Origin of the sequence: Mameliella sp. AT18 (assembly GCF_028807275.1) — a bacterium.
GTDB lineage: Bacteria > Pseudomonadota > Alphaproteobacteria > Rhodobacterales > Rhodobacteraceae > Antarctobacter > Antarctobacter albus.
The window spans coordinates 15,597-37,700 of sequence record NZ_JARAMO010000228.1; the positions used below are offsets into that span (position 1 = coordinate 15,597).

Here is a 22,104-nt window from a genome sequence, read left to right on the forward strand (position 1 = left end):
CGCGTGATTTCCTGCAAGCCCCGTCAGCCCAGGTGTTCCAGCCCCGCGCCCGGATCGCGCAGCCCGTGCAGCCGCCGCGCCGCGTGGACGGCGAACTTGCGGATCAGCTTGTTACGCCGCGCCGCCGCCAGCTTGTCCTCGGGGCCCATGCGCAGGATCTCGGCGTCATAGCCGTCGGCGATGATCAACCCCGTCCCCTCGGGCAGCAGCTCGGTCGGGAAATCTTGGTCCACCGCCCAGAAATAGCGGTCGCACCAGTCCAGATACCCCTGCCACTTGCCGTCGCTCATGTAATCCGCGCGGCTCGACTTGCACTCGACCACCCAAAGCTCTCCCTTGGGGCCAAGCGCCATGACGTCGACGCGCAGCCCCCGATCGGGCACGAATTCCTCGATCACGGCAAAGCCATGCCCCGCCAGGTGGCGGCACACGCCCCGCGCCAGGAGCTGGCCGGGCATCAGGTCGGAGGTGACAGGCAAGTCCATGCCCAAATCCTTGAACATTTCGTGAACAAATGCAACCCCACCCCGGGCCGCCTTCCCTCTGCCGGGGAAAGGACTAGGCTCGCCCGGAACCTCAGAGATGACCCAAGGCCCCGCATGTCCCAGGACCAGACCGACACCCGCCTGACCCGCGCCGAAGCCCGTGGCGTGCGCGCCGCGCGCGAACTCGAAGGCCACCTGACGTGGCTCGACAGCTTCTCCGGCACGGCGCTTGGCGTGCTCTCGGTCGCCTCGGGGATCTATACCTACCTCGGCGTGTCCTCGCTGCTGGACGAAAACGGTGCCATGTCGGTCTTTGCCGCCATCGCCTATTCCACCGCCGTTTCGGTGGGAATCTTCGTGTTCTGGTCCTACATGCTGCGGCTCTTTCCCGCTGTCCGCACCACCCGCGCCCGCACCGGGCTGATGGCGGCGATGGGGCTGGGCAGTCTGGCCATCGTCGCCATGTCCTCCTGGCTGAACGCCGCCGCCCTGGCCGGTTCGGCCGCCGTCGAACAGCATCTTGCCGAAACCGTTCAGGACTACCAGGCCGCGCTGGAACGCGCGCATGAGATCGCCCTCACCGGCCAGGCACTGGAACGCGACGTCGCCCGCGTCCGCCAATCGTTCGAGGATCTTTCCGACCTCGAGGCCGAGGGCGCGCTTTCGGGCCTTGCCGGGCGCGGCGCCGTCTTCCGGGTCCTGCGCCAGAAGGCCGCCGAACTGACCGCGCTCGAGGCGCAGATCGCCGAACAGACGCCGCTGGTCGACACCGCCTTTACCGAGGGCAACACCATCCTCAGCCGGATGCGCGCCCTGACCGTCGAGCCCGGCAGCGTCGAGGCCCGCAGCGTCGAGTTTTCCGAGGCCGCCGTGCGCCTGCAGGGCCTCATCACCCAGCTGCGCCAGCTGTCGGTAGCCCCGCTGGTTGAACGCGCGGCACAGGACCTTGCCGCATCCGTGGTGCTGCCAGAACTGGACAGCACCACGGCGCAGGGCCGGGCCGACCAGTCCGCCACCATCACCTCGGTGCTGGAGGTGCTGGCGCAACGGGCGGCAACGCTGGAACGCGCGGCGCAGAACGTCCAGGCGCTGCAACCGCCGACCGACGTCACCTACACGCCGCTGTCCGCCGCCGACGCGGTGATCCTCTACGCGCGCAACTTCGTACCCTCCTGGGCCGGGGCCATCGCCATCGACCTGCTTCCGATGGTGCTGGTCTTCATCCTTGCCATCACCCACGCCGCCATCCGCCAGGGCCGCGAGGGCGCCGGTGTCGAGGACACGCTGACACTGGCCGAACTGCGCGCCGCCGTCACCGCCCTGCGCGAGGTCGAGGCCGTCGCCGGCCCGCCCACGTCACCCCCCGCACACACCGCCCAGCCCGCCGCCACCCCGCGCCCCGAGGGTGAGGAGGTCACGCCGCTCAAGGGAAAGTCCGCATGACCCCGGCCATGCAGGAACACCGGCCATGAACCGCTCCGTCGCCCGCACCCTGTCGGCCGTCCTTGTCTTCCAGGTCGGCATCGGCGTCCTGCTGGTCCTCGGCGACATGCGCCAGGGGCCGATCTCGCTGCCCGGCTTCAAGCCAGACGCCCCGCGCCTGTCGGAGCCCGTCCGCCCCGGCGACCAGCGCCGCGTCTTCGATCCGCGCCGCGACCGCCCTGCCGTGGCGCCCGAACGCGATCCCGGCGAACTGCCCAACCGGCTGACCCTGACCTTCGACCAGGGAATATGGCGGCTCGAAGGGGCCATCGCCGAGGGCGACGCCGAACGCCTGATCCCCCAGATCGACCGCGCCGACCCGCCGATCGAAACCCTTCTGCTGCAGTCCGAGGGCGGCTCGGTGCGTGACGCGCTCGACCTTGGCCGCCACCTGCGCGCCTCGGGCATCGCCACGCAGGTCCTGTCGGGCGAATTCTGCTATTCCGCCTGCCCCTACCTCTTTGCCGGCGGGCAGACCCGCAGCGCCGCCGCCTCCGCCTCCATCGGGGTGCACCAGCACTACTTTGGAGAAAACAGCCTGCTGCCCGCCTTCACCGCCGTCGAGGACATCCAGCGCGGCCAGGCAGAGGTCATGGGCTATCTCGACGACATGGGCGTCGACACCCGCGTCATGCGCCACGCGCTCGCCACGCCGCCCGATGAAATCTACATCCTGCTGCCCGAGGAACTGGCACGCTACGCGCTTGTCACCGAAACACCCTGAGGCCGGCGACACAATTTCTTCGCAGGCCCTTGTCTCGGCCCCCCGCGCAACTTAGGTCTGCGCGTGGCGGGTTCTGCCCTTCTCGTGAGACGGGTACATTCCGGTGGCCTTAAGCAAATCCGAGGGAGCTGGCTCTGGCGGGATCGTGGTCTCGTTACCTGGCGCCCACCTGTATATACAGGTCCTCGGGAATGCGTTACCCACACGGTTGGCGTGGTTCCCGCCGCTTCCCCATCATGACCGGACCGGCAAGCAGGCTGGAGGGCGAGCCGCTGAGCCGCATGGCTCAGCCGGGGCGTCCGAAAGGCGGCTTGCCCACGATGCCGGACCGCCGGCCTGTGACCTCGACAGGCAGCGGACGTCGCGGCCCGCTTGGCGGTGGCGGCGCAGGGGTCTCCCGCTCGCCCAGACGCATGACCGAAATCGCGAATTGCGCCGCCGCAAAGACCGCCGCGCAATGCACCCAAAGCAGCAACACCGCAAAGGGCCCGATGGCTGTACGGGTCGCCAGGTGCCACAGGTTGCCCACGTCCAGCACCAGCAGGCCCGCCACGAAAACCGTGGCAAGCCCGGCGCCGACAAGGCTCTGCGTGATGTAAAGCCGGATGATACGTGGCAACTGCGGCTTCCTTTCCACGTGAAAGGGTATGGCGCGCGTCGCCCCCGGCAAGGCCGGGCGCTCCGTGCCGTCAACACTTCAGCGGCGCAGCAGGCCGCGCAATGCCCGGTTGTTCCGCGGGGCCTCTGCCGCCACCCGCACAGGGGCCGGTTCCTGCGACCGCACATGCTGACGCTTGCCGCCCGAGGTGTCGTCCCCTTCCCCCATGCGCATGATCGAGATGGCGAACTGCACCCCGGCAAAGACGATGCCGTTGAACATGAACAGCATCAGCACCGCCACGACCCCCATGTCGCTGCCAGAGATCAGGTGCCAGAGGTTGGCCACGTTGAACCACAACAGCGCGCCGACAAAGACCGCCGACAGGCCGAAACCGGCGAGGACCTGCAGGATGTAGAGACGGATGAGCTTGGGCATGGGGCGACTCCTTCGCATTCCGGGTTCAGAATACAACTTGGGGTGCAGAAGGCAACCGTACAAGGGTTAAGCCTTCGTGACTCCTTTGTACGTTTTGCCGGAATCCGCGTACGAAACGTACAAACCGTACAAGGCTCTCGCCCGGACTGGCCGCCCGGCGGGCCGGGCTCAGAAGGCCTCGGGGCGCGCCTCGCGGGCCATGTGGTCCAGCACCGCGTTCACGAAGCGCGCCTCCTTGCCCTCCGGAAAGAAAGCGCTCGCCACGTCCATGTATTCGACAATGGCCACCTTCGGCGGCGTGTCGAACTCCAGCAGCTCGGCCCCCGCAACGCGGAACAGCGCCCGCAATGTCGGGTCGATCCGCGCGATGGGCCATTTCGCCACCAGCGCCCGGTCGGTCATCTGGTCGATCTTCACCTGCCAGTTGACCGCCTGTTCCAACAGCCGGGCAAAGAAATCGACATCCCCGTCGATCATCTCTTCGCCGTCGATCTGTTCGGCACCGAACCGGAACTCCAGAAACTCGCGCCGCACCTTGTCCAGCCCGGCATCCGACTGTTCCATCTGGAACAGGGCCTGAACCGCGTAGAGCCGCGAGGCGCTGCGCATCTTGCGTTTCTGGTTGCCCGAAAGCTTGGTCATGCGATGCCGGGGTCCTTGCTGGTGCCTGCGATCTGGATTTCATCGCCGAAGGGGACGAATCCCACTCCCTTGCGAGAGCCGCCCCACTTACGTTCCAGCGCCAGGAGATGCAAGGCCGCAGCCGCTGCGCCGCCGCCCTTGTTCTGACCTTTTGCCTCGGCCCGCACGCGGGCCTGTTCGTAGTTTTCCACCGTCAGGATACCGTTGCCGATGCACAGCCCCTGCAGGCCCAACAGGGTCAGCGCGCGCGAGCTGTCGTTGCACACGGTCTCGTAATGGGTGGTCTCCCCCCGGATCACGCAGCCCAGCGCGACATAGGCATCGAAATTCGACAACCGCCCGGCAATGCCGATGGCACTGGGCACTTCCAGTGCGCCGGGCACCTCGATAGTCTCGTGCCAGCCACCCACGGCCTCGATTTCGGCCTCGGCCCCGGCGACCAGCTGATCGGCGATGTCCTTGTAGTAGGGCGCCACGACGATCAGCACCTTGACCGGCTTGTCGAACGACGGCCGGTCCAGCGTGTGGTGGGTCTCGTTCGATGCCATCAGCCCAGCTCCGAGATCTTGCGGGTGCCCGTGATTTCAAGACCATAGGCCTCGAGGCCGACCACCTTGGGAGTGGGCGAATTGGTCAGCAAGGTCAGCTTGGACAGGCCCAGCGAGGACAGGATCTGCGCCCCCAGCCCGTATTGCCGCAGCGTCTTGGGAGAGACCTCGTCGCTGGCGTCCAGATGCTGCGAGGTATCGCGCAATAACACGACGACGCCGCGCCCTTCGCGCGCGACTTCTTCCATTGCGTGCTGGAATTCATGCGCGCGGCCCTTGGGCCCTGTGCCGATCACGTCCAGCAGCGGGTCCATCGCATGCATCCGCACCAGCACCGGATCGGGAGTCGAGATATCGCCTTTCACAAGCACGATATGCTCGTCGCCGTGGGTCTCGTCGGTATAGACCCGCATCGTCCACTCACCACCGAACTCCGAGGTGATCGGCGCCTCCGAACGGACCTTGACCAGGTTGTCGTTGCGGCGGCGATAGGCGATCAGGTCGCTGATGGTGCCGATCTTCAGCCCGTGGCGCTGCGCAAAGGCGACCAGCTCGGGCAGGCGCGCCATCGTGCCGTCCTCGTTCATGATCTCGCAGATCACACCCGCCGGGTTCAGGCCGGCAAGACGGGAGATGTCGACCGCCGCCTCGGTATGGCCCGCGCGGACCAGCACACCGCCCTTGCGGGCGCGCAGCGGAAAGACATGGCCCGGCGTGGCGATGTCCGCCGCGCCCTTCGAAGCATCGACGGCCACCGCGATGGTCCGTGCGCGGTCCGCGGCGGAAATGCCCGTCGTGACCCCTTCGCGCGCCTCGATCGAGGTGGTAAAGGCGGTTTCATGCCGGGACGAATTATTCGTCGACATCAGCGACAGGCCCAGTTCCTCGATCCGGTCCGAGGTCATGGACAGGCAGATCAGCCCGCGGCCATAAAGCGCCATGAAGTTGACCGCATCGGGCGTCGCCCATTGCGCGGGAATCACCAGGTCGCCTTCGTTCTCACGGTCTTCATGGTCGACCAGGACGAACATGCGCCCGTTGCGGGCATCGTCGATGATTTCCTCGATCGAGGAAATTGCGTTGGACCAGTCCTGTTCCACCGGTCCGGGATTTTCGAAATCGGGCATAGGGCCTCCCTCCTGCCAGTCTCAGGCGGGATACTTGAGACCCGGGCCAAATGCCAGAGGCAAGCGGACTTGAACGGAACGCCGGTTTCAAAATACACTCGGGCATTCCGGGTGGTCCCGGTCGCGCGCCCTCAGTCGAAGATGTCTTCGATCAGGTCGAAGGCCTCGCTCAACAGTTTGTAGGCCGGGCTCTTGCGCCGCTTTTTCTTCTTTCTCTTCGGCTTCTTCAGCGGCGGCTCCCAGGTTTCCCGGCGCGAGGCATGGACCTCGGGCGCGCGCTTGCCCTTGCGGGGCGGGCGGTGCGCCTCGGGGTCGACGGCATCGACGCGCAGGGATTTCAGGTTGTGCAGCGGCGCCCCGCAGCCGGAACAGGCCAGTTCGTGACGCCGCTCTCCTTCCAGGCGCAGCGCGGCACGGGTGCCGCAGTAACAACAGGTGGCAATCTTGGTGGTTGGCATTCAGCGCAGTTAGGCACGCGCCGCGTAAAGCGCAACCGCCGCAGCGTTCGAGACGTTCAGAGAGCCGAAGTCGCGCGCGAAATCGATCCGCACCAGCGCGTCGACCGTCTCCTTGGTCTTGGGCCGCAGCCCCGGCCCCTCTGCCCCCAGCACCAGCGCGACAGGCACATCCCGCCGGCCCTCCAGCGCCTCTTCGATGGTCTGTTCCGCCTCGCCGTCCAGGCCCAGCACCAGGTATCCCATCTTCTGCAACGCGACGATCGTATCGGCCAGGTTGCGCTCGCGCAGGTAGGGCTGGCGCTCCAACGCCCCGCTTGCGGTCTTCGCCAGGGCGCCGGTTTCCGGCGCCGCATGGTGACGGGTGCCGATCACCGCCTGCGCCCCGAACACCTCGGCCGAGCGCAGAATCGCACCCACGTTGTGCGGATCGGTGACGCGGTCCAGCAGAACCAGCCGCAAAGTCCCCTCGCCCGAAAGCGCCACGTCTTCCAGCCGCCCCCAGTCCAGCGGCTTGACCTCAAGCGCCGCGCCCTGGTGCACGGACCCGGGATCCAGCGGCGCGCCGAACTTGCGCGGATCGTGGATTTCGGGCGTCATGCCAGAGGCTTCGACCGCATCGGTCAGTTTCTCGGCGGCATTGGGCGTCAGGATCAGCCGCAGCTTGTCGCGCCGGGGGTTCATCAGGGCGTCACGCACCGCGTGCAGCCCGAAAAGCCAGACGGTTTCCGCCGCCGAAGCGCGTTTCGCCTGCTCCTTCTCGATCACCCATTTCGGTTTCTTTGCCATCGCCGATGCCCCCGTGTCCTGAGGTGACAGGCTTTGCATCCAAGAAGGGCCTTTGCCAAGGGAATTTCCTGTTGACGCGGATTTTGGGCGGTTGTAATCAGCCCCCCACGCCGGCAGCGACCGGCGCTCGGTGGGCGACAGGCCGCAAGGTGTGGCAGGGGACTGTAACTCCCTCGCGGAGACGCACGCTTGGTTCGATTCCAAGGTCGCCCACCATTTTCCACAAAACCAGTGACTTAGGTAGCGCAATCGTCAGGTGGGCCACAAAGGTGGGACACACCATGCGCCTAGCGGCCTATCTCTGTACCTCAAGGCACGGCATCTTCTACTTCCGCTTCCCCCTGCCGCCGCGCCTTCATCCGGCCCAGCAACGCACACACCTCAAGGTGTCGCTCAAGACGCGCCAGCCCGAGGAAGCCCGCCAGCTATCGCGGCTCCTCGCCCTGGCTGGACAATCGCTGCTGGCGCAGCCAAATCTGCCGTCCATGAGATACGACGAGATACGCGGGCACGTGCGCGAACACTTCGGCCAGATGCTTCGGGACTTCCGGGATCGGAGCGCCGACAGCGGCCCTGCAACAGGAATGGCCCTGGACGCGCTGAGAGCGGGTTTGGCGCTGTCTGAGAGCGCGACTGCCGATTGGGCGCCCCTTACGCATAAAGACGGTGCAGATGGGCTCCTGCGGGCATTCTGTGCGGCGCGCGGCATAGCGCCGGAGCCCGAGGGCCGGGCGCGCAGTTTGTTGCTGGCAGAGTTGCAGAAGGGCTACCGGGAATACGTCGCACGTGCTGTTGAGCACACAGCGGAGTTCGACACGCTGACTATCGAACAGGCACCAGCCTCGGCACCCGCAGAGCGTGAAACAAGAGTTGCACACAACACCGTTGAACCGGACGCCCTGCCCCTTGCGGATGTGCTGTCGCGCTACTTCGATGAAATCGACAGAACAGGCGCACTAGCGACGAAGACTAGGGGCGAGAAACAGGACGCACTGGCGCTCATGGCGGAACTCACTGGCGACAAACCCCCTGCCCATATGAAAAAGGTCGATGCCCAGCAGGTAAAGGACGCACTGTTCAAGTTACCCAAGAACCGCAGCAAGAACCCGAAGACAAGAGACTTGCCACTCAGTGAGGCGCTGGAGTTGCCGGGCGTTCAACGCATCTCGGCGCGCACAATGAATGTCTACCTTGGCAACATGCAGCATTTTTTCGGCTGGGCGGTGAACAATGGCTACGCTTCCGACAACCTGTTTCATGGTATGCGCATCAAGCCCAAGGCCAAGGGTGGGGGTGAAGGCCGGGAGGCATTTTCAGCGGATCAACTGCGTCTCATGTTCTTGCACCTCACAGATCCGGACAGCGCGCTAGTGCGCAAGGAGGTGCATAAGTGGCCGGCGCTCATCGGCATGTTCACCGGCATGCGGCTAAACGAAGTCGCTCAGCTAGAGGTACGGGACATAGAGTTGCAGGGCGACGTGTGGTGCATCAACGTGACGCCGGACGGTGAGGGCAACAAGCGCCTCAAGAACGCATCATCGAAGCGCCGTGTTCCTGTTCATGACAGGCTCAAGGCATGCGGCTTTCTCGACTTCTACGAAGCCCAGAAAGCCGCTGGGCACTCTCGCCTTTTCCCCGGCCTCACATACACTGCGCAGAATGGATACGGTCGCAACGCTGGGCGCTGGTTCAATGACCGTTTCTTGGCCGAACTCGGGCTAGATAGGCAGGGTCTCACTTATCACTGCCTACGCCATACGATGGTGACTAGGCTGGCCCAAACCGATGTTGAAGAACCTGTTATCAAGGCGCTGGTCGGGCACAGCCAAACGGGTGTGACACTGGGCACGTACTTTCAGGCGGGCTACCTGCCGTCTCAACTCCGGGACGCGATAAACAGGTTCGACTTCTAGATGTCTTCCCACCCGTAGCCTTTTTTCTTCCTCGTGGCATCAATGTTACCTCCAAAATGGATTTCACAGCGTCCGTCAGGATAGTGGCTAACCGAGGCGACTGCCAAGCCATGTCTGCGGCCTGCTTCTATGGTCGCCTCGATGCGCTCAACAGATGGAATATAGCGCCGTTTGACTTTGGTGGGGGCGTCACTCTGATTGTCAGCCATCAGGACGCCCCCACGATTGTTTCAGCCACTCTGTCCACATAGAGGCCACTTAGTGATGCGCGACTTGGGGTCGGGACTCCGGCAAGTGCTGCGGCGTTTGAAAGTCGTTCCTCGACAGCCTGTCGGGCGATCCTGCCCCCTTGTGCGGACCTTACATACGGAAGGGTGCAACTACCCGCCTGGGGAAGTTCCCTGACCAAGCCAGAGGCGCGCCAAACTGCCGGGGGGATGCAAGGGTCTTTGGGAACAATCCACATGGCGCTGGCGAGGTTCGTCCCCGTGTATACCATCAGCAACAGCGCCACGCGCTCAGGTGAGACCGCAGGGAGCACGTCCAACAACCGCCCCAAGCCTTCCGAACTTCCCTCCGGGTGGGGGCGCTTCGCAGGGGGAGGAGGCACGCGTAACGCGAGGTTATCGGCAATCTGCCCAGCGGCGGCAAAAACGGCCCGTAGCACAGTCAAGCTGGCCTCAGCAGGGCGCCGCCCACTGGGCAAGACACTCGCCACAGTGGCTTGGTCCATGTCCCGCAGGTCTACCCACCCTAGCCGCTCGCACAAGCGTTCTGAGGCCATATCCAGCCGCGTTCGATGGGCCGCAGAGTAGGCCCGGAACCGCGCCGACTTCCGCCATGCCAGCAATCCGGCAGCCAGGGAAAATGGCAAGCCCTCAAGGACCCGGCGGGCCTGCAAGTTCCGAAGCCCGGAGTGAATTAGCGCCTCAGCATACTCCCGAGAATACCAAGGCTCAGCCATATCCCGGGGGAGATGGATACGGTGGCCTTTTCGCTCGAACTGCCATATTGGCTTGTGCCTCGGCGAATGCACCTTTCGAACGTAGGGCGCAACAATATCAGACATAACACTGCTCCATTTCGCAAGTGCTCCTCATCGAATACTGACCTCTCCACGCAGCCTGAGAGATACGCGGGTAGGAAAGCGCAAACCGATGATGAGCAGCGGGTTAGGTGTCAGCCGTTAGGTCCACCACGTTCTGATATACCCTACGGTTGGCAGCTACAATACCCAATACCAGAACTCAGCAATCATCAACCTAGAGGTTTGAAAGTAAATAATTACTCTCACGGCAATAACAAACACTTCAACAGCAAGCATGGCATATCCGTATCGCAATAGGTCTACAGTAAACTCGGTCCAGTTCAACGCAGTCTCAACCCTCGAGAAATACACGTCACTCCGATAATATGACTAGCGCAGGGAGTTATGGAGGCGGAGTATGCCAAACTCCGGTAGCCACAAGTATACTTATCTCCACCTCAGTTCCCTCAGCGATCTAATACCGAGCAGTGATAAATGAGTGCACCAATTCAAGGGATGCTATGTTCCCCACCATTTATTTCATCTGATGGCATACTACTAAATTATACACTTGAGAGCACATGGGTATCACACCAGAAGCCTGCCAATTGTGTGATGCGCCGTATTATGCTGCCCTAACATGTCCGGGAGTGGTAACTTGTATTGATATCCAGATATATCTACTGAAACAGATGAAAGGTTATCTGTCTTTGAGATGGAGGATTAAGAGTGACGCTAGTTGGCGACGATGCATTCAGATTAACATATATCTACTGAAACAGATGCGCGGATATCTGTCTTTGAGATGAGGGATCAGAAGTGGTGCTAACTAGCGTCAGGGCGCTTACAGCAAAGCAAATAGATGCCCCCAAGGCTGACGCCTGCGCTGTCGGGCCTGTCGCATAACCAGGACAGGCAATGCTGGCCTGCCCGGTAGATCAGAAAGGCACCGTAGAGGCCTTGTGCGGCCCGTAGAACGGCCAAAAGCCAGATACCCGCCCAACAGCCACCCCGGCCCCACAAGGACGCTGTACGGCCCGAAAACTCAGGCAGCAGTCTCCCTGCCTTCCGCTACAATTACTGCGGTGCGCGACTCAGACGATCCAGAACGCGCTTGACCTGCGATGCCTGCCACTGTCCGCCGCGTGCCGTCTGAACGCCCGCCCGGTTCAAATGGTCGGCTATCTCCCTAAGCGGCTTCCCTGCGTCCCGAAGCGGCAGAACAATACCTGCGACCTTCTCCGCCCGTGCCGCTGCGTTTGCCTGTATCGCAGCATTGCGCCGCATGGTCTTGTCCCTCAATCCACCCAACCGGGTGCCCCTCGCCTTTGCCTCGGCAAGCGCAGCCTTGGTCCGGGCTGAGATGAACTCCCGCTCCTGTTCGGCAAGCGCGGCGTAGATGTGCAGTTGAAACTTGTCCGCGTTCGGCATCTGAGCGACACGGAAGTTTACCCGCTTGTCTTCCATCAGCGTGGCGATGGTCGAGACCTTCCGGGACAACCTGTCCAGCTTGCTCACCAAGAGAGTGGCCCCCGTCTTCCGGCAGACCCCAAGAGCCTCCGCGAGTTCGGGCCTGTCGTTGTCCGTGCCGCTCAGAACGTCCGTGAAGGTCGCAACCACTGCGAACGGTTCCGGGTTGAAACGCTCTAGGAACAACGCGATGTCCCTATCCTGCGCCTCCAAGCCCAAGCCACTGCGCCCCTGTTCCTGGGTGCTCACGCGCCTATAAACTACGTACTCTTGCATCCACCACGCTCCGCTCTGTGACTGCTGTCTTCCAGAGGATCGCCGGATTTGTTGCAAATGTCAAAGATGGTTGTGCCTGTATCAAGCCCGCCAGAGACGGAGGTTCGGTGCAGGTGGTGGGGTATGGGGGAACCTCGGCTCATGAGCGACACTAGATGCCCCCTCGAAAAAATTCGTCAGTATTTTTCGTCCGCGCCTGAGTAGGTTAATCGCCCTCCGGCAGGTCGTTCGCGCGACGGATCATTGCGGTCAACTCTTCAATGCGGGCCTTCAAGTCGAGCACGCTTAGGTCGGCAGGCTGCTCGCAAACCAACAGTGCCGCGCCAACTTTATCCCCTTTGGTGAAGACCCTATCTTCGGACTTCTTGGCCCGCTTCCTGATGAAGTAGAATGCGTGGTCGAATAGGCCCACCTTATCCTGTTCGTGGTAGATGTTCGGGTGGCAGGCCCTTAGCGCATCATGAAGAACTGCTGGCTTCACGTAGTTCTCGATCTCTCTGCCTTCGGTGATCCATACCACACTGCCGCTGTCACTCATCTCGTCCTTGAGCCGCTGGGCAGCCGGTTTAAGTGGAGCACGAGGGCTGCTCTTGTCGCTGTCTATCACAATGGCGAGGTTGCGGTTCAATTGGCGCAGCCGGATAAACTCGCCTATCGCCTCGTCATCTGCGCTAAGGTGACTGATCAAGCCTCCACCATAGAACAGGATGCTGTAGTGAATGCCTTCCACCAGTTCGGGAGCCACGTCTTGTAGCCAATGCCGGATGTATATTCGGTCTGACGGCCCTTCCACCCACACAACGGCATTTGCCTGAACAATGTCGGACGCCCGGTATCCGAGTTCATCGACGACACGGCGCTGGTCTGCTTTGAGTATGGCTGCATTGACGCGGGTCTGGCTGCCGTCATTGTGCACGTGAAAAACCGTTGCCCCCGGCGTGTCGATAAACGCTGGAGAGTGTGTTGCAATGAAGTACTGGTTGGTCGTGTTCTTCTGGAGATATCTGACCAACTTGCGTTGCAATACGGGGTGCAGGTGTATTTCGGGCTCCTCGATGCACATGATCTTCTCTTGGTGGATCGTACAGAACGCCGCTATTAGGATGACCTCATGGATACCAGTACCTAGCGAGGAGAGGGGAAGCACTTTGTTGTCTATGTGGACCAGAAGGTGTTGTCTGCCGCTTGGCACCTCTAGTGCGGCATCTGGCTTGCCAGTGACGGTACGAACGAACTCATTGATCTGATCGAAGATCTCTTTCCGCTCCCGCTCGTGATGGTCTGGATTTTGCAACTCAGCGAGGTGGTCGATTAGCCCCTTACCTGTAAGGTCTCCAAAAGCCTCACCCTTTGGACCAAGTTGCCGCTTGGCTGGTATCAGCATGCACTCTGGGAACTTCATCTGGGCAGCACCGAGTATAACCCTTAACGTCTCCGGCACCCAATGTTGCGTCAGCCCGCCGCGAATTTGTCCTGTGAGGGCACTCCACAGTTCAAGCCATGCTCTATCAGGCACCCAAGCCGAGGCGTTCTCGATGTCTGGTTCTGGAAAGAACGTTGAAGATACCCCATCACCCGGAGGGCGAATCCATAGGTGGCCCTCACAACTCAGCTGCTGTGCGATCTCAGCCAGACAGTCCAATCGGTTCGTCGCACCTAGCGGGACTGCCGAAAGGCGGGGCTTCAACTTCGACACCAACTCAGCCGCTGGGCGTCCAACTGCCGCCATATAACTGCCTGTAGTTGCCCCGCGGTAGGCATCTACAGTAGAGGCCCCTAAGCCTCCGGCCGTAGTACCTTCCGCGAAGGGAAGACGCTCTTGGAGGAAGTTCAGGATGATGGACTTGCCAGCGTTGTTGGCTCCGATGAAAAAGTTCATCTCCGAAAACGGTGCAACATATTGCACCTCTGGGCCGATCCCCTTGTAGTACTGCAATGCTATAGCGTTGAGATAAGTTGGCATGTCGCTGTCCAGTATAACTCATGACTAGGGATTGATGTGTGTATGTCACATCCTGGTGCGGTTGTGCGTCTGCCATTTCTGATAGTTCGGCGACAAAAGCATGCACCTCGTCGATGCCGAATGAGAGGAGGCACCCCAAGATTATCGAGAATAATCCACATTGCCAGCACCTTAGGGGCGAAACCTTGGAGGACAAGATACATCCACTCCGAAGTCTCAAAATCAAGTAGTTGCGCAGTCGGCCTTTTGAGGAGACACACTTGTGGGACAAAACGCAATCGTCCCACCGAGTGTATGCAGCCAAATCAACGGTTTACCGGTATGGTAGGCGATCCAAGGTCGCCCACCATCATTCTTCCTAATTCGATGGTGTTGTTTGGTGGGCGCGGCTGGGACCAAGTGCCGATTTGCCCGATAATCGCTTGGCCTCTTCCGGCATGGCAACTACCGATGAGACAGGGCCGGGCCGCCGGCGCCCGGCGTGTTCAATCGGAAGTGCTACAGCTTGACCCAGATCGCCCCTGTCAGACCCATCGTCGCGACGATCGCGACGGTGTTCAAGCAAGACCATGTGCTCCTGGTCCGGCGCCGAAACCCGCCGGACGCCGGGCGGTGGGGCTTTCCGGGGGGCAAGATGGAGCCCGGCGAATCCATCCACGCCGCCGCGCTGCGTGAGCTTGCGGAAGAAACGGGGATACGCGCCAAGGCACAACAGGTCTTTACTGCGGTCGATGCCTTCGATCATGGCGACGACGGCACTTTGCGGTATCACTACGTCCTGGTGGCTGTGCTCTGCGAATGGCTGGACGGTGATCCGGTCGCCGGAGACGACGCGCTCGAGGCGCGCTGGTTCCCGATGGACGCCCTGCACTCTGGCGCGTTTGCGCTCAGCCGGGACGTTGCCAAGGTTGCCGCGCAAGCCGCCTTGATCGCACCAAGGTCTGACGGGCCGGATCAGCCGAAGACCAGGGCGTAGATCACCACCCAGGCGGACAACAACGCCCCGACGATGGCGACAAAGGCCCCGTTCCAACGGGTCCCGACGTGCAGGGCGCTGACGCCTCCAAAGGACCCGATCAGCAAGGTGGTCGCAGTGAAAGGCGAACAGATGCCGCTGATGGCCCAGCCCGCGGCAATGGCCGCCACCACCGCCGCGGGCGTGACCCCCAGAACCTCGGGCGCCGGAATGATCGAGGCAAAGAGCGTCACCGCGAGGATCGGGTTCATGCCCAGTTGCCCCAGGAACGGCACCAGCCAGACCAGCAGCACCAGCACCGCCCAGGTCGGCAGCGCGGCCAGGTCGATGCCCGCCCCGGCCACCACGGGGCCCAGCAGCGGGCCACCCACGGTCCCGATATAGCCCGCCATCATCAACAGCGTGACCTCGCCCCGGGTGCCCGGCAGCTCTTGCGTGACATAGCGCACCAGCCGGTCACGCATCCCGTAATCCAGCGCTCCGCCCCGATGCTGGACCAGCGCCCAGCCCAGCGACAAGAGCGGCACCACCAGCATCACGATCCCAACGATCCGGAACCCGGTCTGGGTGTGCAGCACGGATACCGTCACGCCCAGCAGAAGCAAAAGCAGCAGGAGCGGGCGCATCAGCCCCCATGACCCGTCGACCGGCCCGCGCGGCGGCGGCGGAACCGACAGTTTCGGCTTGAAGATCCGGTCCAGCGCCCAGCCCGTCACGATGATGATGCCCGCGCTGACGAATCCGGCGGGCACCGATGCCGCCCAGCGGGCACCGGGGATCAGCGCATTGGTGATCGCCATCGAGAACCCCAGCGGCGACCAGGGAAGCGACGAGATAAAGCCGCGCTGGATCGCCAGCAGCATCCGGCGCGTGCGGTGGCGCCTTATCTCGGCATTGGGTTCCTGCGCGGCGCTTGTCGTCGCCAGGTTCCCCAGCAACGAGATCGCCCCGTAGTTCAGCAACAGGGCGAACAGGTGGCTGCCCACCGTCAGCGCGGCATAGCGGCGCCCGGGCGGCTGCTCGGCCAGGAACGTGCCTGCGGCGCGGATGGAGGGAGAGCTTTCGGCCACGTTGCGCAGCGTGGTCAGCGCGGCGAAAAAGGCGGCGATGAAACCGGCAGACCCCAGCGCGCGCAGCACGGTCTGCTGCCAGTCGGACAGAACCGCCATCGCGATGCCGGTCAACACCAAAGCCGCCAGCACAAAGGCCTGGCGTGACCGCGCGACCCTGACTGCCAGAAGGACCACCAGCGCCACCACCAGGAAGGGGATCAGCACATTGGCGCCGTGCAAGGCCCATTCGTCCAGGGTGACAACGATGGCGACCAGCACCAGCAACACGCCGGTGGCCGCATCAACCTTGTCTGTTCCCCGCTCAGGAATCGCCGCTCTCCCGGTTATCAGGCCCTCGCTTGGGTCTTTCCTACCCGCTGTGCCCCCGGGGGGACAGCCGCAATTCGGTCCGAGGCGGGATCAGCCGCCGTGCCCGCCGAGCAGACGTCCGCCAAGAGCGCTTATGCCAAAGGTGATGGCAGCGGCGCAGACGATGCTCGGTCCCGCAGGCGTGTCAAGGCTCCACGCTGCCCAGAGCCCGCCCAGCGCGGCGATCACGCCCACCGTGGCCGCGCCCGCCAGCATCCCCTCGGGCGTGCGGGACAGGGGACGTGCCGCCGCCGCCGGGATGATCAGCAGGGCCGCGATCAGCAGTGCGCCCACGACCTTCAGCGCCACCGCCACCACAAGTGCCAGCGCCAGCATCAGCGTCACCCGTTCGCGTTCCGGGTTCACGCCTGAGGCAGCCGCCAGGTCGGGAGAGAGGGTCGACAATAGCAGCGCCTGCCAGCGCCAGCCGATCAGCGCCGCCACCGCGGCGCCCCCGCCCCAGATCACCGCCAGGTCCATCTTGCTGACCGCAAGGATGTCTCCGAACAGATAGGCCTCGAGGTTCAGGCGCGGGCCCGACAGAAAGCTCGCGGCCACCAGCCCCGTCGCCAGCGCCGCGTGGGCGGCCACGCCAAGAACCATGTCCGCGGCATAGCCGCGCCCGGTCAGGCGCGCGACGCCAAAGGCCACCAACAGCGCCACAACCAGCGTCCCGGCAAAGACAGGCACCGACAGGGCCAGCGCCAGCGCCACCCCCAGGATCGCCGCGTGCGAGGTCGCGTCGCCAAAATAGGCCATGCGCCGCCAGACCACGAAGACCCCCAGAGGGGCCGCCGCCAGCGCCGCACCCACTGCCGCCAGCACCGCGCGGACCAGGAAATCATCCAGCATTGCAGGTCTCTCCCGGCGCGTGATCGTGACGGTGCGTGTGTTCGTGACGGTAGAGCGCCAGCGCACCCTGCGTGCCGGTGCCGAACAGCGCGCGGTATTCCTCGGCCTGGGCGACGACCTCGGGGTGGCCTTCACAGCAGACATGACCGTTGAGACAGATCACCCGGTCGCTTGCGCTCATGACGACGTGCAATTCATGGCTGACCATCAGGACGGCACAGCCCATGCGGTTCCGCAGCGCCTCGATCTGGCGATAGAAACTGGCCTGTCCGGGCTGGTCCAGACCGGTTGTCGGCTCGTCCAAGATCAGGATCTGCGGGTCGTTCAGCAGCGCTCGCGCCAGCAGGACCCGCTGGAACTGACCGCCCGACAGGTCCGACATCTGCCGCCCCGCCAGGTCGCCTGCCCCGGCATCGTCCAGGACCTTGGCACAGTCCGCCGCGCTGACCCGCGACGGCAGGTTCAGGAACCGCGCCACCGTCATCGGCATCGACCCGTCCAGCCGCAGCCCCTGCGGGACATAGCCCAGCCGCAGCGCAGGTTGACGCGTCACCTTGCCCCGCGAAGGTCTGAGCGCCCCGATCAGCGCCCGTAGCAACGTCGATTTGCCCGAACCGTTCGGCCCCACTACGGTAACGATCTCCCCAGGTGCGATCGAAAAATCCACGTCGCGCAGGACCTCGCGCATGCCGTGCCGCAGGGTCAGGCCCCGCGCCTCGATCAAGCCGCTCACGCGCCGGCCTCCACGCAGGCGGGGCACAGGCCCTCGGCCTCGATTGCCACGCGTTCGACCTTGAACCCCAGCTCCCCGGCAGCGGCCCGCAGCGCGTCAGAGGCGCGCCGCCCCGGCGTTTCCGCCACCGCCGAACAGGCCCGGCAGATCAGGAAACAGGGCGCATGCCGTTCCCCCGGCGCCGCGCAGGCGACAAAGGCATTCAGCCGCTCGATGCGATGCGCAAACCCGTTGGCCACAAGGAAATCCAGCGCCCGGTAGGCCACCGGCGGCTGCGAGCCCAGCCCCTCCTTGCGCAGCACATCCAGCACGTCGTAGGCGCCCATCGCCCGGTGCTCGTCCAGCAGGATCTCCAGCACCCGGCGACGCACCGGCGTGAACTGCAGCCCCTGCGCCTTGCAGGCCTCTTCGGCCGTGCGCAGCGACGTGGCGATGCAGTGGTGGTGATCGTGATGTTCGAACCCCTTGGTTTCCATGTCGCGACTCTCCTTCGGGTTTGGGGTTGATATGGTATAACGTTTTGCCGTACAAGCCCGCGAACGTTATATCATAACACACACGATCCGAGGTTCCATGCTCCGCCCCCTTCTCCTGTCCGCCTGCATCGCCCTGCCCCAAACCGCCCTGGCAGAGGTGCCCCGCGTCGTCACCGACATCGGCCCGGTCGAAAGCCTCGTCGCCACTGTCCTGGGCAATCTTGGCACGCCGGAACGGCTTTTGGCTCCCGGTGACTCGCCGCACCACATGGCCCTGCGCCCCAGCCAGGGACGTGCTCTGTCCGATGCCGACGTGGTGGTCTGGGTCGGGCCGGACCTGACACCACAACTGCAAGAGCAGATCGACGCGCTGGCCGGCTCTGCCCTCTCGCTGCCCCTTGGAGAGGCGCCCGGCACGCATCTTTTGCCCTTCCGTGACACCGGTCTCTTTCCGCATGAACATGACGAGCATGAAGAGCATGAAGAGCATCGCGACGAACACGACGAACATGAAGATGACCACGACGATGACCATCATGACGACCACGCCGAAGAGCATCATGCCCACGACGGCCACGGCGCCCATGACCCGCACATCTGGCTGTCCCCGGAAAACGCGACCCTCTGGCTCACCCTGATCGCCGAGGCCCTGTCACAGGCGGACCCCGAGAACGCCGCCACCTATACCGCAAATGCCGAGGCTGGCGCCCGGACCATCGCAGAAACCGTGGAACAGGCCCGCGCGGCCCTGGATCCGGTCGCTGGCCGCCCGCTCGCCCTCGCCCATGATGCCTACCAGTACTACGAGACGTTCTTTGGTCTCACCGTCATCGGCGCCATCTCGGATGCGGATGCGAACACGCCCGGACCGTCCCGGCTGGCCGCCCTGCGCGACGGACTGGCCGAACAGGGGGCGGCCTGCGTCCTGACCGAAGCCACCACGGACCCGCGCCTGCTGGAGGCGGTCAAGGCCAGCGGCCTGCCCTCGGTGCAGCTCGACCCGCTGGGAACGGACCTGCCGCAGGGCACCGCGCTTTATCCGGCGTTGATCCTGGAAACCGCGACCCGGATCGCAGGCTGCGCCGGCAACTGACCCGCGCCGGGGCCCTACGGGGCCCCGCGCCGCCCTTCGAAGGCCTTGACCTCGATCCCCGCCGCCTCCAGCGCACCACGCACGGCGCGCGCCATCGGCAGGGCCGTCGCCCCATCCCCATGCAGGCAGATCGTGTCGATCCCCGCCGGGATCGGATCGCCCGTCTCGGGCAGGATCGCGCCCGCCTGCACCATCTTGACGATCCGCGGCGCCGCCTCTGCCGGATCATGCAGCACCGCCCCGGGCAGGCTGCGATCCACCAGCGTCGCATCCGCGTTATAGGCCCGGTCGGCGAAAATCTCGCCCGCCCAGAGACAGCCCAGCCGTTCCACCACCCGCTGCTGCGCCGTCGCGGCGAGAACCATCACGATGATCTCGGGCACCACTTCCAACGCGGCGCCATAACAGGCCTCGGCCAGCCCCTCGTCCTCCGAGGTCATGTTGGACAGCGCACCGTGCAATTTCAGGTGCCGCACCTCGGCGCCCACCGCCCGCGCCATGCCCAACGCCGCCCCCAGCTGATACTGCACCATATGCCGCAGGGATCGCTCGGGCAGGTGCATCCGCCGCCGCCCGAACCCCTGCAGGTCGGCGAACCCGGGATGCGCGCCGATGCCCACCCCCCGCGCCCTGGCCGTCGTCATCGTCTCGGCCATCACGTCCCAGTCCCCGGCGTGAAAGCCGCAGGCGACATTGGCGCTGGTGACGACCTCCAGCAGGGCGGCGTCCTGCCCCATCACCCAGGGGCCAAAACTCTCGCCCATATCGGCGTTCAGATCCACGGATGTCATGTCGGCTCCTCCCCGGCGGTCACGCCGTCGATCAATTCATAAGACAGCAGGTCCGGCATATCCGCCGGATCGCGCACCAGCGGGCGCACCGGGATACTTTCCAACCCGCGCCGGAACGCCGCCTCGGCCTCCAGCGCCTCGGCCCGCGACACGAAGCGGAACCGCAGCTCCGCCCCCGGCGCCGCCTGTGCCACGCGCGGCAGATCCGCCGGGATCACCGTGCCGATGCGCGGATAGCCCCCGGTGGTCTGGCATTCATACAGCAACACGTAGGGCGCCCCATCGCCCGGGATCTGGATGTCCCCGGGCGTGATGACCTCGGACACGATGCTCTGCCCCTCGGTCAGCCCATAGCCTTCGCCCTCGGGTTTCAGGCGGATGCCCATGCGGTTGCCCCGGCTGTCGCGCGTGAATCGCTCCTCGACGAACCGCGCCCGCGTTTCCTCGGGAAACATCTCCGTCTGCAAGGACGGCAGCACCCGCAGCACACCGCCGCCGAACCGGTCCACCGGGTCCAGCGTCAGCCCCGTCTCGCGCCCGGTGTCGGGGCCAAGCGGCAAGCGGTCGCCCGCCTCCAGCAGCCGACCCAACCCGGCGTTCAGATGCGCCGACCGCGCGCCGAGGTCCTCGGGCAGGTCCACCCCGCCGCCCACGGTCAGGTAGCCGTAGACCCCCGCGAGGGCGCCGCCGATCTCCAGCACCGCCCCGGCAGGCAGGGCGTGGCTCGCGTTCAAGGCGAGCGGCGCGCCCGCCAGCGTGGCGCGCATCGGCGCCCCGGTCAGCGCGATCCGGCAAGGCGTATCGCCCCGGAACCGTCCGCCGAACCCCGCCAGTTCCAAGGCCGTCCCCACGGGCTGGCGCAACAGCGCCGCCCCCTCGGCCAGCGCTTGCCGATCCGCCGCCCCGCCCCGCGACAGGCCCAGCGCCATGTACCCCGGTCGCCCGTCATCCTGCACCGTCACGCCCGGCCCGGCCTGCAGGATCTCCAGCACGCTCATGCCAAAGGCTCCACCGTCACGCCGCCCTTGGGATCGCCCGACAAACGGTCCCAGGCCCCGGGCTCGACGGCGTCAAATATCACCTCGTCCCCGGGCCGCAAAAGGAAGGGCGCCTCGCTCTCGGGCCGGAACAGGGGCGCCGCCGTGCGCCCCACCTGCCGCCACCCCGTCGGCGCGGACACAGAGAACAGCACGAATTGCCGGATCGCCACCACCAACGCCCCCTCGGGCACGCGCGGCGTCAGCCCTGCCTGGCGCGGGATGTCCCAGGCCTCGGGCAGCGTACCCAGGTAGGGCTGACCGGGCGCAAAGCCGATGGCGTTCACCCGCACCCGCGCCTGCGACAACTCCCGCTGCGCCGCCTCCGCGCTCATGCCGGCGGCCTCCGCCGCCTCCCCCAGTTGCGGGCCGAAATCGCCGCCAAAGACCGTGGGAATACGCAACAGCCGCCGTCCCTCGGGCAGGGGCGCCGCGTACCAGTCATCATGCGCCAGCCGCGCCTCCAGATCGGCGCTCAGGGCCTCAAGCGACAGGAACAGCGGATCGAACCGCAGGTAGGTGGAGACAAGCGAAGTCGAAATCTCCTCGACCCCGTCCGGCGGATCGCGTTCGACCGCCGCCCGAAAGGCCAGCGCCGCCCTGTTCGCCGGCTCCGACAGCGCCGGACCGAACTGCACGATCACGCCGTCAAGGCCGATGGGCGCGACCCGTGGAAAGTCAGTGCAAGGCTCTTTTGTCACGTCGCGTTGCTCCTCCCCCAGAGACCACCATGCGGCAGGCGGCTTGTCCACTGCGCCGCGGCTTCTTTGGTTTTGAAAATACCTCGG

23 protein-coding genes and 1 tRNA gene are annotated in these 22,104 nt (G+C 64.6%); 6 read left to right on the top strand and 18 right to left on the bottom strand.

Features of this window, described 5'->3' with window-relative positions; genetic code table 11:
* Nucleotides 1-23: 23 nt before the first annotated feature.
* Nucleotides 24-485 carry an MmcB family DNA repair protein gene (locus PVW46_RS20120; protein ID WP_043138528.1) on the bottom strand — a complete coding sequence of 154 codons (462 nt, stop codon included), beginning with the start codon at nucleotides 483-485 and terminating at the stop codon, nucleotides 24-26.
* A gap of 114 nt (nucleotides 486-599) precedes the next feature.
* Here PVW46_RS20120 and PVW46_RS20125 point away from each other — a divergent pair, with 114 nt between their 5' ends.
* Both PVW46_RS20125 and PVW46_RS20130 read left to right on the top strand, forming a co-directional pair.
* Nucleotides 600-1,928: a coiled-coil domain-containing protein gene (locus PVW46_RS20125; protein WP_274577302.1), complete on the top strand. Its 1,329-nt coding sequence runs from the start codon at nucleotides 600-602 to the stop codon at nucleotides 1,926-1,928.
* Nucleotides 1,929-1,953: 25 nt separating this feature from the next.
* A complete protein-coding gene (locus tag PVW46_RS20130; RefSeq protein ID WP_069211114.1) occupies nucleotides 1,954-2,691 on the top strand; it encodes a COG3904 family protein in 738 nt (245 codons plus the stop codon).
* Nucleotides 2,692-2,977: 286 nt separating this feature from the next.
* On the opposite strand, the gene PVW46_RS20135 is transcribed toward PVW46_RS20130, so the two are convergent.
* The 7 genes from PVW46_RS20135 to rlmB all read right to left on the bottom strand — a co-directional run bounded on the left by PVW46_RS20135 (nucleotide 2,978) and on the right by rlmB (nucleotide 7,288).
* Nucleotides 2,978-3,310 (bottom strand): hypothetical protein, encoded by a 333-nt coding sequence (locus tag PVW46_RS20135; RefSeq protein ID WP_069211113.1) that lies wholly within the window; start codon nucleotides 3,308-3,310, stop codon nucleotides 2,978-2,980.
* Nucleotides 3,311-3,388: 78 nt separating this feature from the next.
* Nucleotides 3,389-3,727 carry a hypothetical protein gene (locus tag PVW46_RS20140; protein WP_069211112.1) on the bottom strand — a complete coding sequence of 113 codons (339 nt, stop codon included), beginning with the start codon at nucleotides 3,725-3,727 and terminating at the stop codon, nucleotides 3,389-3,391.
* Nucleotides 3,728-3,895: 168 nt separating this feature from the next.
* Entirely contained in the window at nucleotides 3,896-4,369 is a 474-nt protein-coding gene (gene nusB / locus PVW46_RS20145; protein ID WP_043138178.1) for a transcription antitermination factor NusB, read from the bottom strand.
* Complete coding sequence (locus PVW46_RS20150) at nucleotides 4,366-4,917, bottom strand: 6,7-dimethyl-8-ribityllumazine synthase (RefSeq protein WP_069211111.1); 552 nt, start codon at nucleotides 4,915-4,917, stop codon at nucleotides 4,366-4,368. Before PVW46_RS20150 ends, nusB begins: the two co-directional genes overlap by 4 nt.
* Entirely contained in the window at nucleotides 4,917-6,044 is a 1,128-nt protein-coding gene (gene ribB / locus PVW46_RS20155; RefSeq protein WP_069211110.1) for a 3,4-dihydroxy-2-butanone-4-phosphate synthase, read from the bottom strand. The genes PVW46_RS20150 and ribB overlap by 1 nt, the downstream gene beginning before the upstream one ends.
* A 131-nt stretch (nucleotides 6,045-6,175) precedes the next feature.
* Complete coding sequence (locus PVW46_RS20160; protein ID WP_069211109.1) at nucleotides 6,176-6,502, bottom strand: hypothetical protein; 327 nt, start codon at nucleotides 6,500-6,502, stop codon at nucleotides 6,176-6,178.
* A gap of 9 nt (nucleotides 6,503-6,511) precedes the next feature.
* Nucleotides 6,512-7,288: a 23S rRNA (guanosine(2251)-2'-O)-methyltransferase RlmB gene (gene rlmB / locus PVW46_RS20165; protein ID WP_069211108.1), complete on the bottom strand. Its 777-nt coding sequence runs from the start codon at nucleotides 7,286-7,288 to the stop codon at nucleotides 6,512-6,514.
* A gap of 132 nt (nucleotides 7,289-7,420) precedes the next feature.
* Here rlmB and PVW46_RS20170 point away from each other — a divergent pair.
* A tRNA-Tyr gene (locus tag PVW46_RS20170) sits at nucleotides 7,421-7,504 on the top strand.
* Nucleotides 7,505-7,569: 65 nt separating this feature from the next.
* Nucleotides 7,570-9,201 carry a site-specific integrase gene (locus tag PVW46_RS20175; protein WP_069209020.1) on the top strand — a complete coding sequence of 544 codons (1,632 nt, stop codon included), beginning with the start codon at nucleotides 7,570-7,572 and terminating at the stop codon, nucleotides 9,199-9,201.
* Here PVW46_RS20175 and PVW46_RS20180 read toward each other — a convergent pair.
* The 3 genes from PVW46_RS20180 to PVW46_RS20190 form a co-directional block, all read right to left on the bottom strand.
* Nucleotides 9,198-9,410 carry a hypothetical protein gene (locus tag PVW46_RS20180; RefSeq protein WP_139132277.1) on the bottom strand — a complete coding sequence of 71 codons (213 nt, stop codon included), beginning with the start codon at nucleotides 9,408-9,410 and terminating at the stop codon, nucleotides 9,198-9,200. The genes PVW46_RS20175 and PVW46_RS20180 overlap by 4 nt on opposite strands.
* A 1,895-nt stretch (nucleotides 9,411-11,305) precedes the next feature.
* Complete coding sequence (locus PVW46_RS20185; RefSeq protein WP_069209019.1) at nucleotides 11,306-11,974, bottom strand: recombinase family protein; 669 nt, start codon at nucleotides 11,972-11,974, stop codon at nucleotides 11,306-11,308.
* Nucleotides 11,975-12,179: 205 nt separating this feature from the next.
* Nucleotides 12,180-13,937 carry an AAA family ATPase gene (locus PVW46_RS20190; protein WP_069209018.1) on the bottom strand — a complete coding sequence of 586 codons (1,758 nt, stop codon included), beginning with the start codon at nucleotides 13,935-13,937 and terminating at the stop codon, nucleotides 12,180-12,182.
* Nucleotides 13,938-14,442: 505 nt separating this feature from the next.
* Between PVW46_RS20190 and PVW46_RS20195 the strand changes: the two genes are divergently transcribed.
* Nucleotides 14,443-14,913: an NUDIX hydrolase gene (locus PVW46_RS20195; RefSeq protein WP_083242243.1), complete on the top strand. Its 471-nt coding sequence runs from the start codon at nucleotides 14,443-14,445 to the stop codon at nucleotides 14,911-14,913.
* Here the strand turns inward: PVW46_RS20195 and PVW46_RS20200 are convergent.
* The 4 genes from PVW46_RS20200 to PVW46_RS20215 all read right to left on the bottom strand — a co-directional run bounded on the left by PVW46_RS20200 (nucleotide 14,892) and on the right by PVW46_RS20215 (nucleotide 18,395).
* Nucleotides 14,892-16,253, bottom strand: coding sequence for a hypothetical protein (locus tag PVW46_RS20200; protein ID WP_338020537.1), 1,362 nt, complete (start codon nucleotides 16,251-16,253; stop codon nucleotides 14,892-14,894). The genes PVW46_RS20195 and PVW46_RS20200 overlap by 22 nt on opposite strands.
* A gap of 132 nt (nucleotides 16,254-16,385) precedes the next feature.
* A complete protein-coding gene (locus PVW46_RS20205; RefSeq protein ID WP_069209016.1) occupies nucleotides 16,386-17,186 on the bottom strand; it encodes a metal ABC transporter permease in 801 nt (266 codons plus the stop codon).
* Entirely contained in the window at nucleotides 17,176-17,874 is a 699-nt protein-coding gene (locus PVW46_RS20210) for an ATP-binding cassette domain-containing protein (protein ID WP_069209034.1), read from the bottom strand. The genes PVW46_RS20205 and PVW46_RS20210 overlap by 11 nt, the downstream gene beginning before the upstream one ends.
* Nucleotides 17,875-17,915: 41 nt before the next feature.
* Nucleotides 17,916-18,395, bottom strand: coding sequence for a transcriptional repressor (locus PVW46_RS20215; RefSeq protein ID WP_043138190.1), 480 nt, complete (start codon nucleotides 18,393-18,395; stop codon nucleotides 17,916-17,918).
* 97 nt (nucleotides 18,396-18,492) lie between these two features.
* On the opposite strand from PVW46_RS20215, the gene PVW46_RS20220 reads away from it, so the two are divergent.
* Entirely contained in the window at nucleotides 18,493-19,488 is a 996-nt protein-coding gene (locus tag PVW46_RS20220; RefSeq protein ID WP_069209015.1) for a zinc ABC transporter substrate-binding protein, read from the top strand.
* A gap of 14 nt (nucleotides 19,489-19,502) precedes the next feature.
* On the opposite strand, the gene PVW46_RS20225 is transcribed toward PVW46_RS20220, so the two are convergent.
* From PVW46_RS20225 to PVW46_RS20235, 3 genes are read right to left on the bottom strand one after another with little or no spacing between them, the layout of a single operon-like run.
* Complete coding sequence (locus PVW46_RS20225; RefSeq protein ID WP_043138193.1) at nucleotides 19,503-20,279, bottom strand: LamB/YcsF family protein; 777 nt, start codon at nucleotides 20,277-20,279, stop codon at nucleotides 19,503-19,505.
* A complete protein-coding gene (locus tag PVW46_RS20230) occupies nucleotides 20,276-21,277 on the bottom strand; it encodes a 5-oxoprolinase subunit C family protein (RefSeq protein WP_069209014.1) in 1,002 nt (333 codons plus the stop codon). Before PVW46_RS20230 ends, PVW46_RS20225 begins: the two co-directional genes overlap by 4 nt.
* Nucleotides 21,274-22,017: a 5-oxoprolinase subunit B family protein gene (locus tag PVW46_RS20235; RefSeq protein WP_069209033.1), complete on the bottom strand. Its 744-nt coding sequence runs from the start codon at nucleotides 22,015-22,017 to the stop codon at nucleotides 21,274-21,276. Before PVW46_RS20235 ends, PVW46_RS20230 begins: the two co-directional genes overlap by 4 nt.
* Nucleotides 22,018-22,104: the final 87 nt, after the last annotated feature.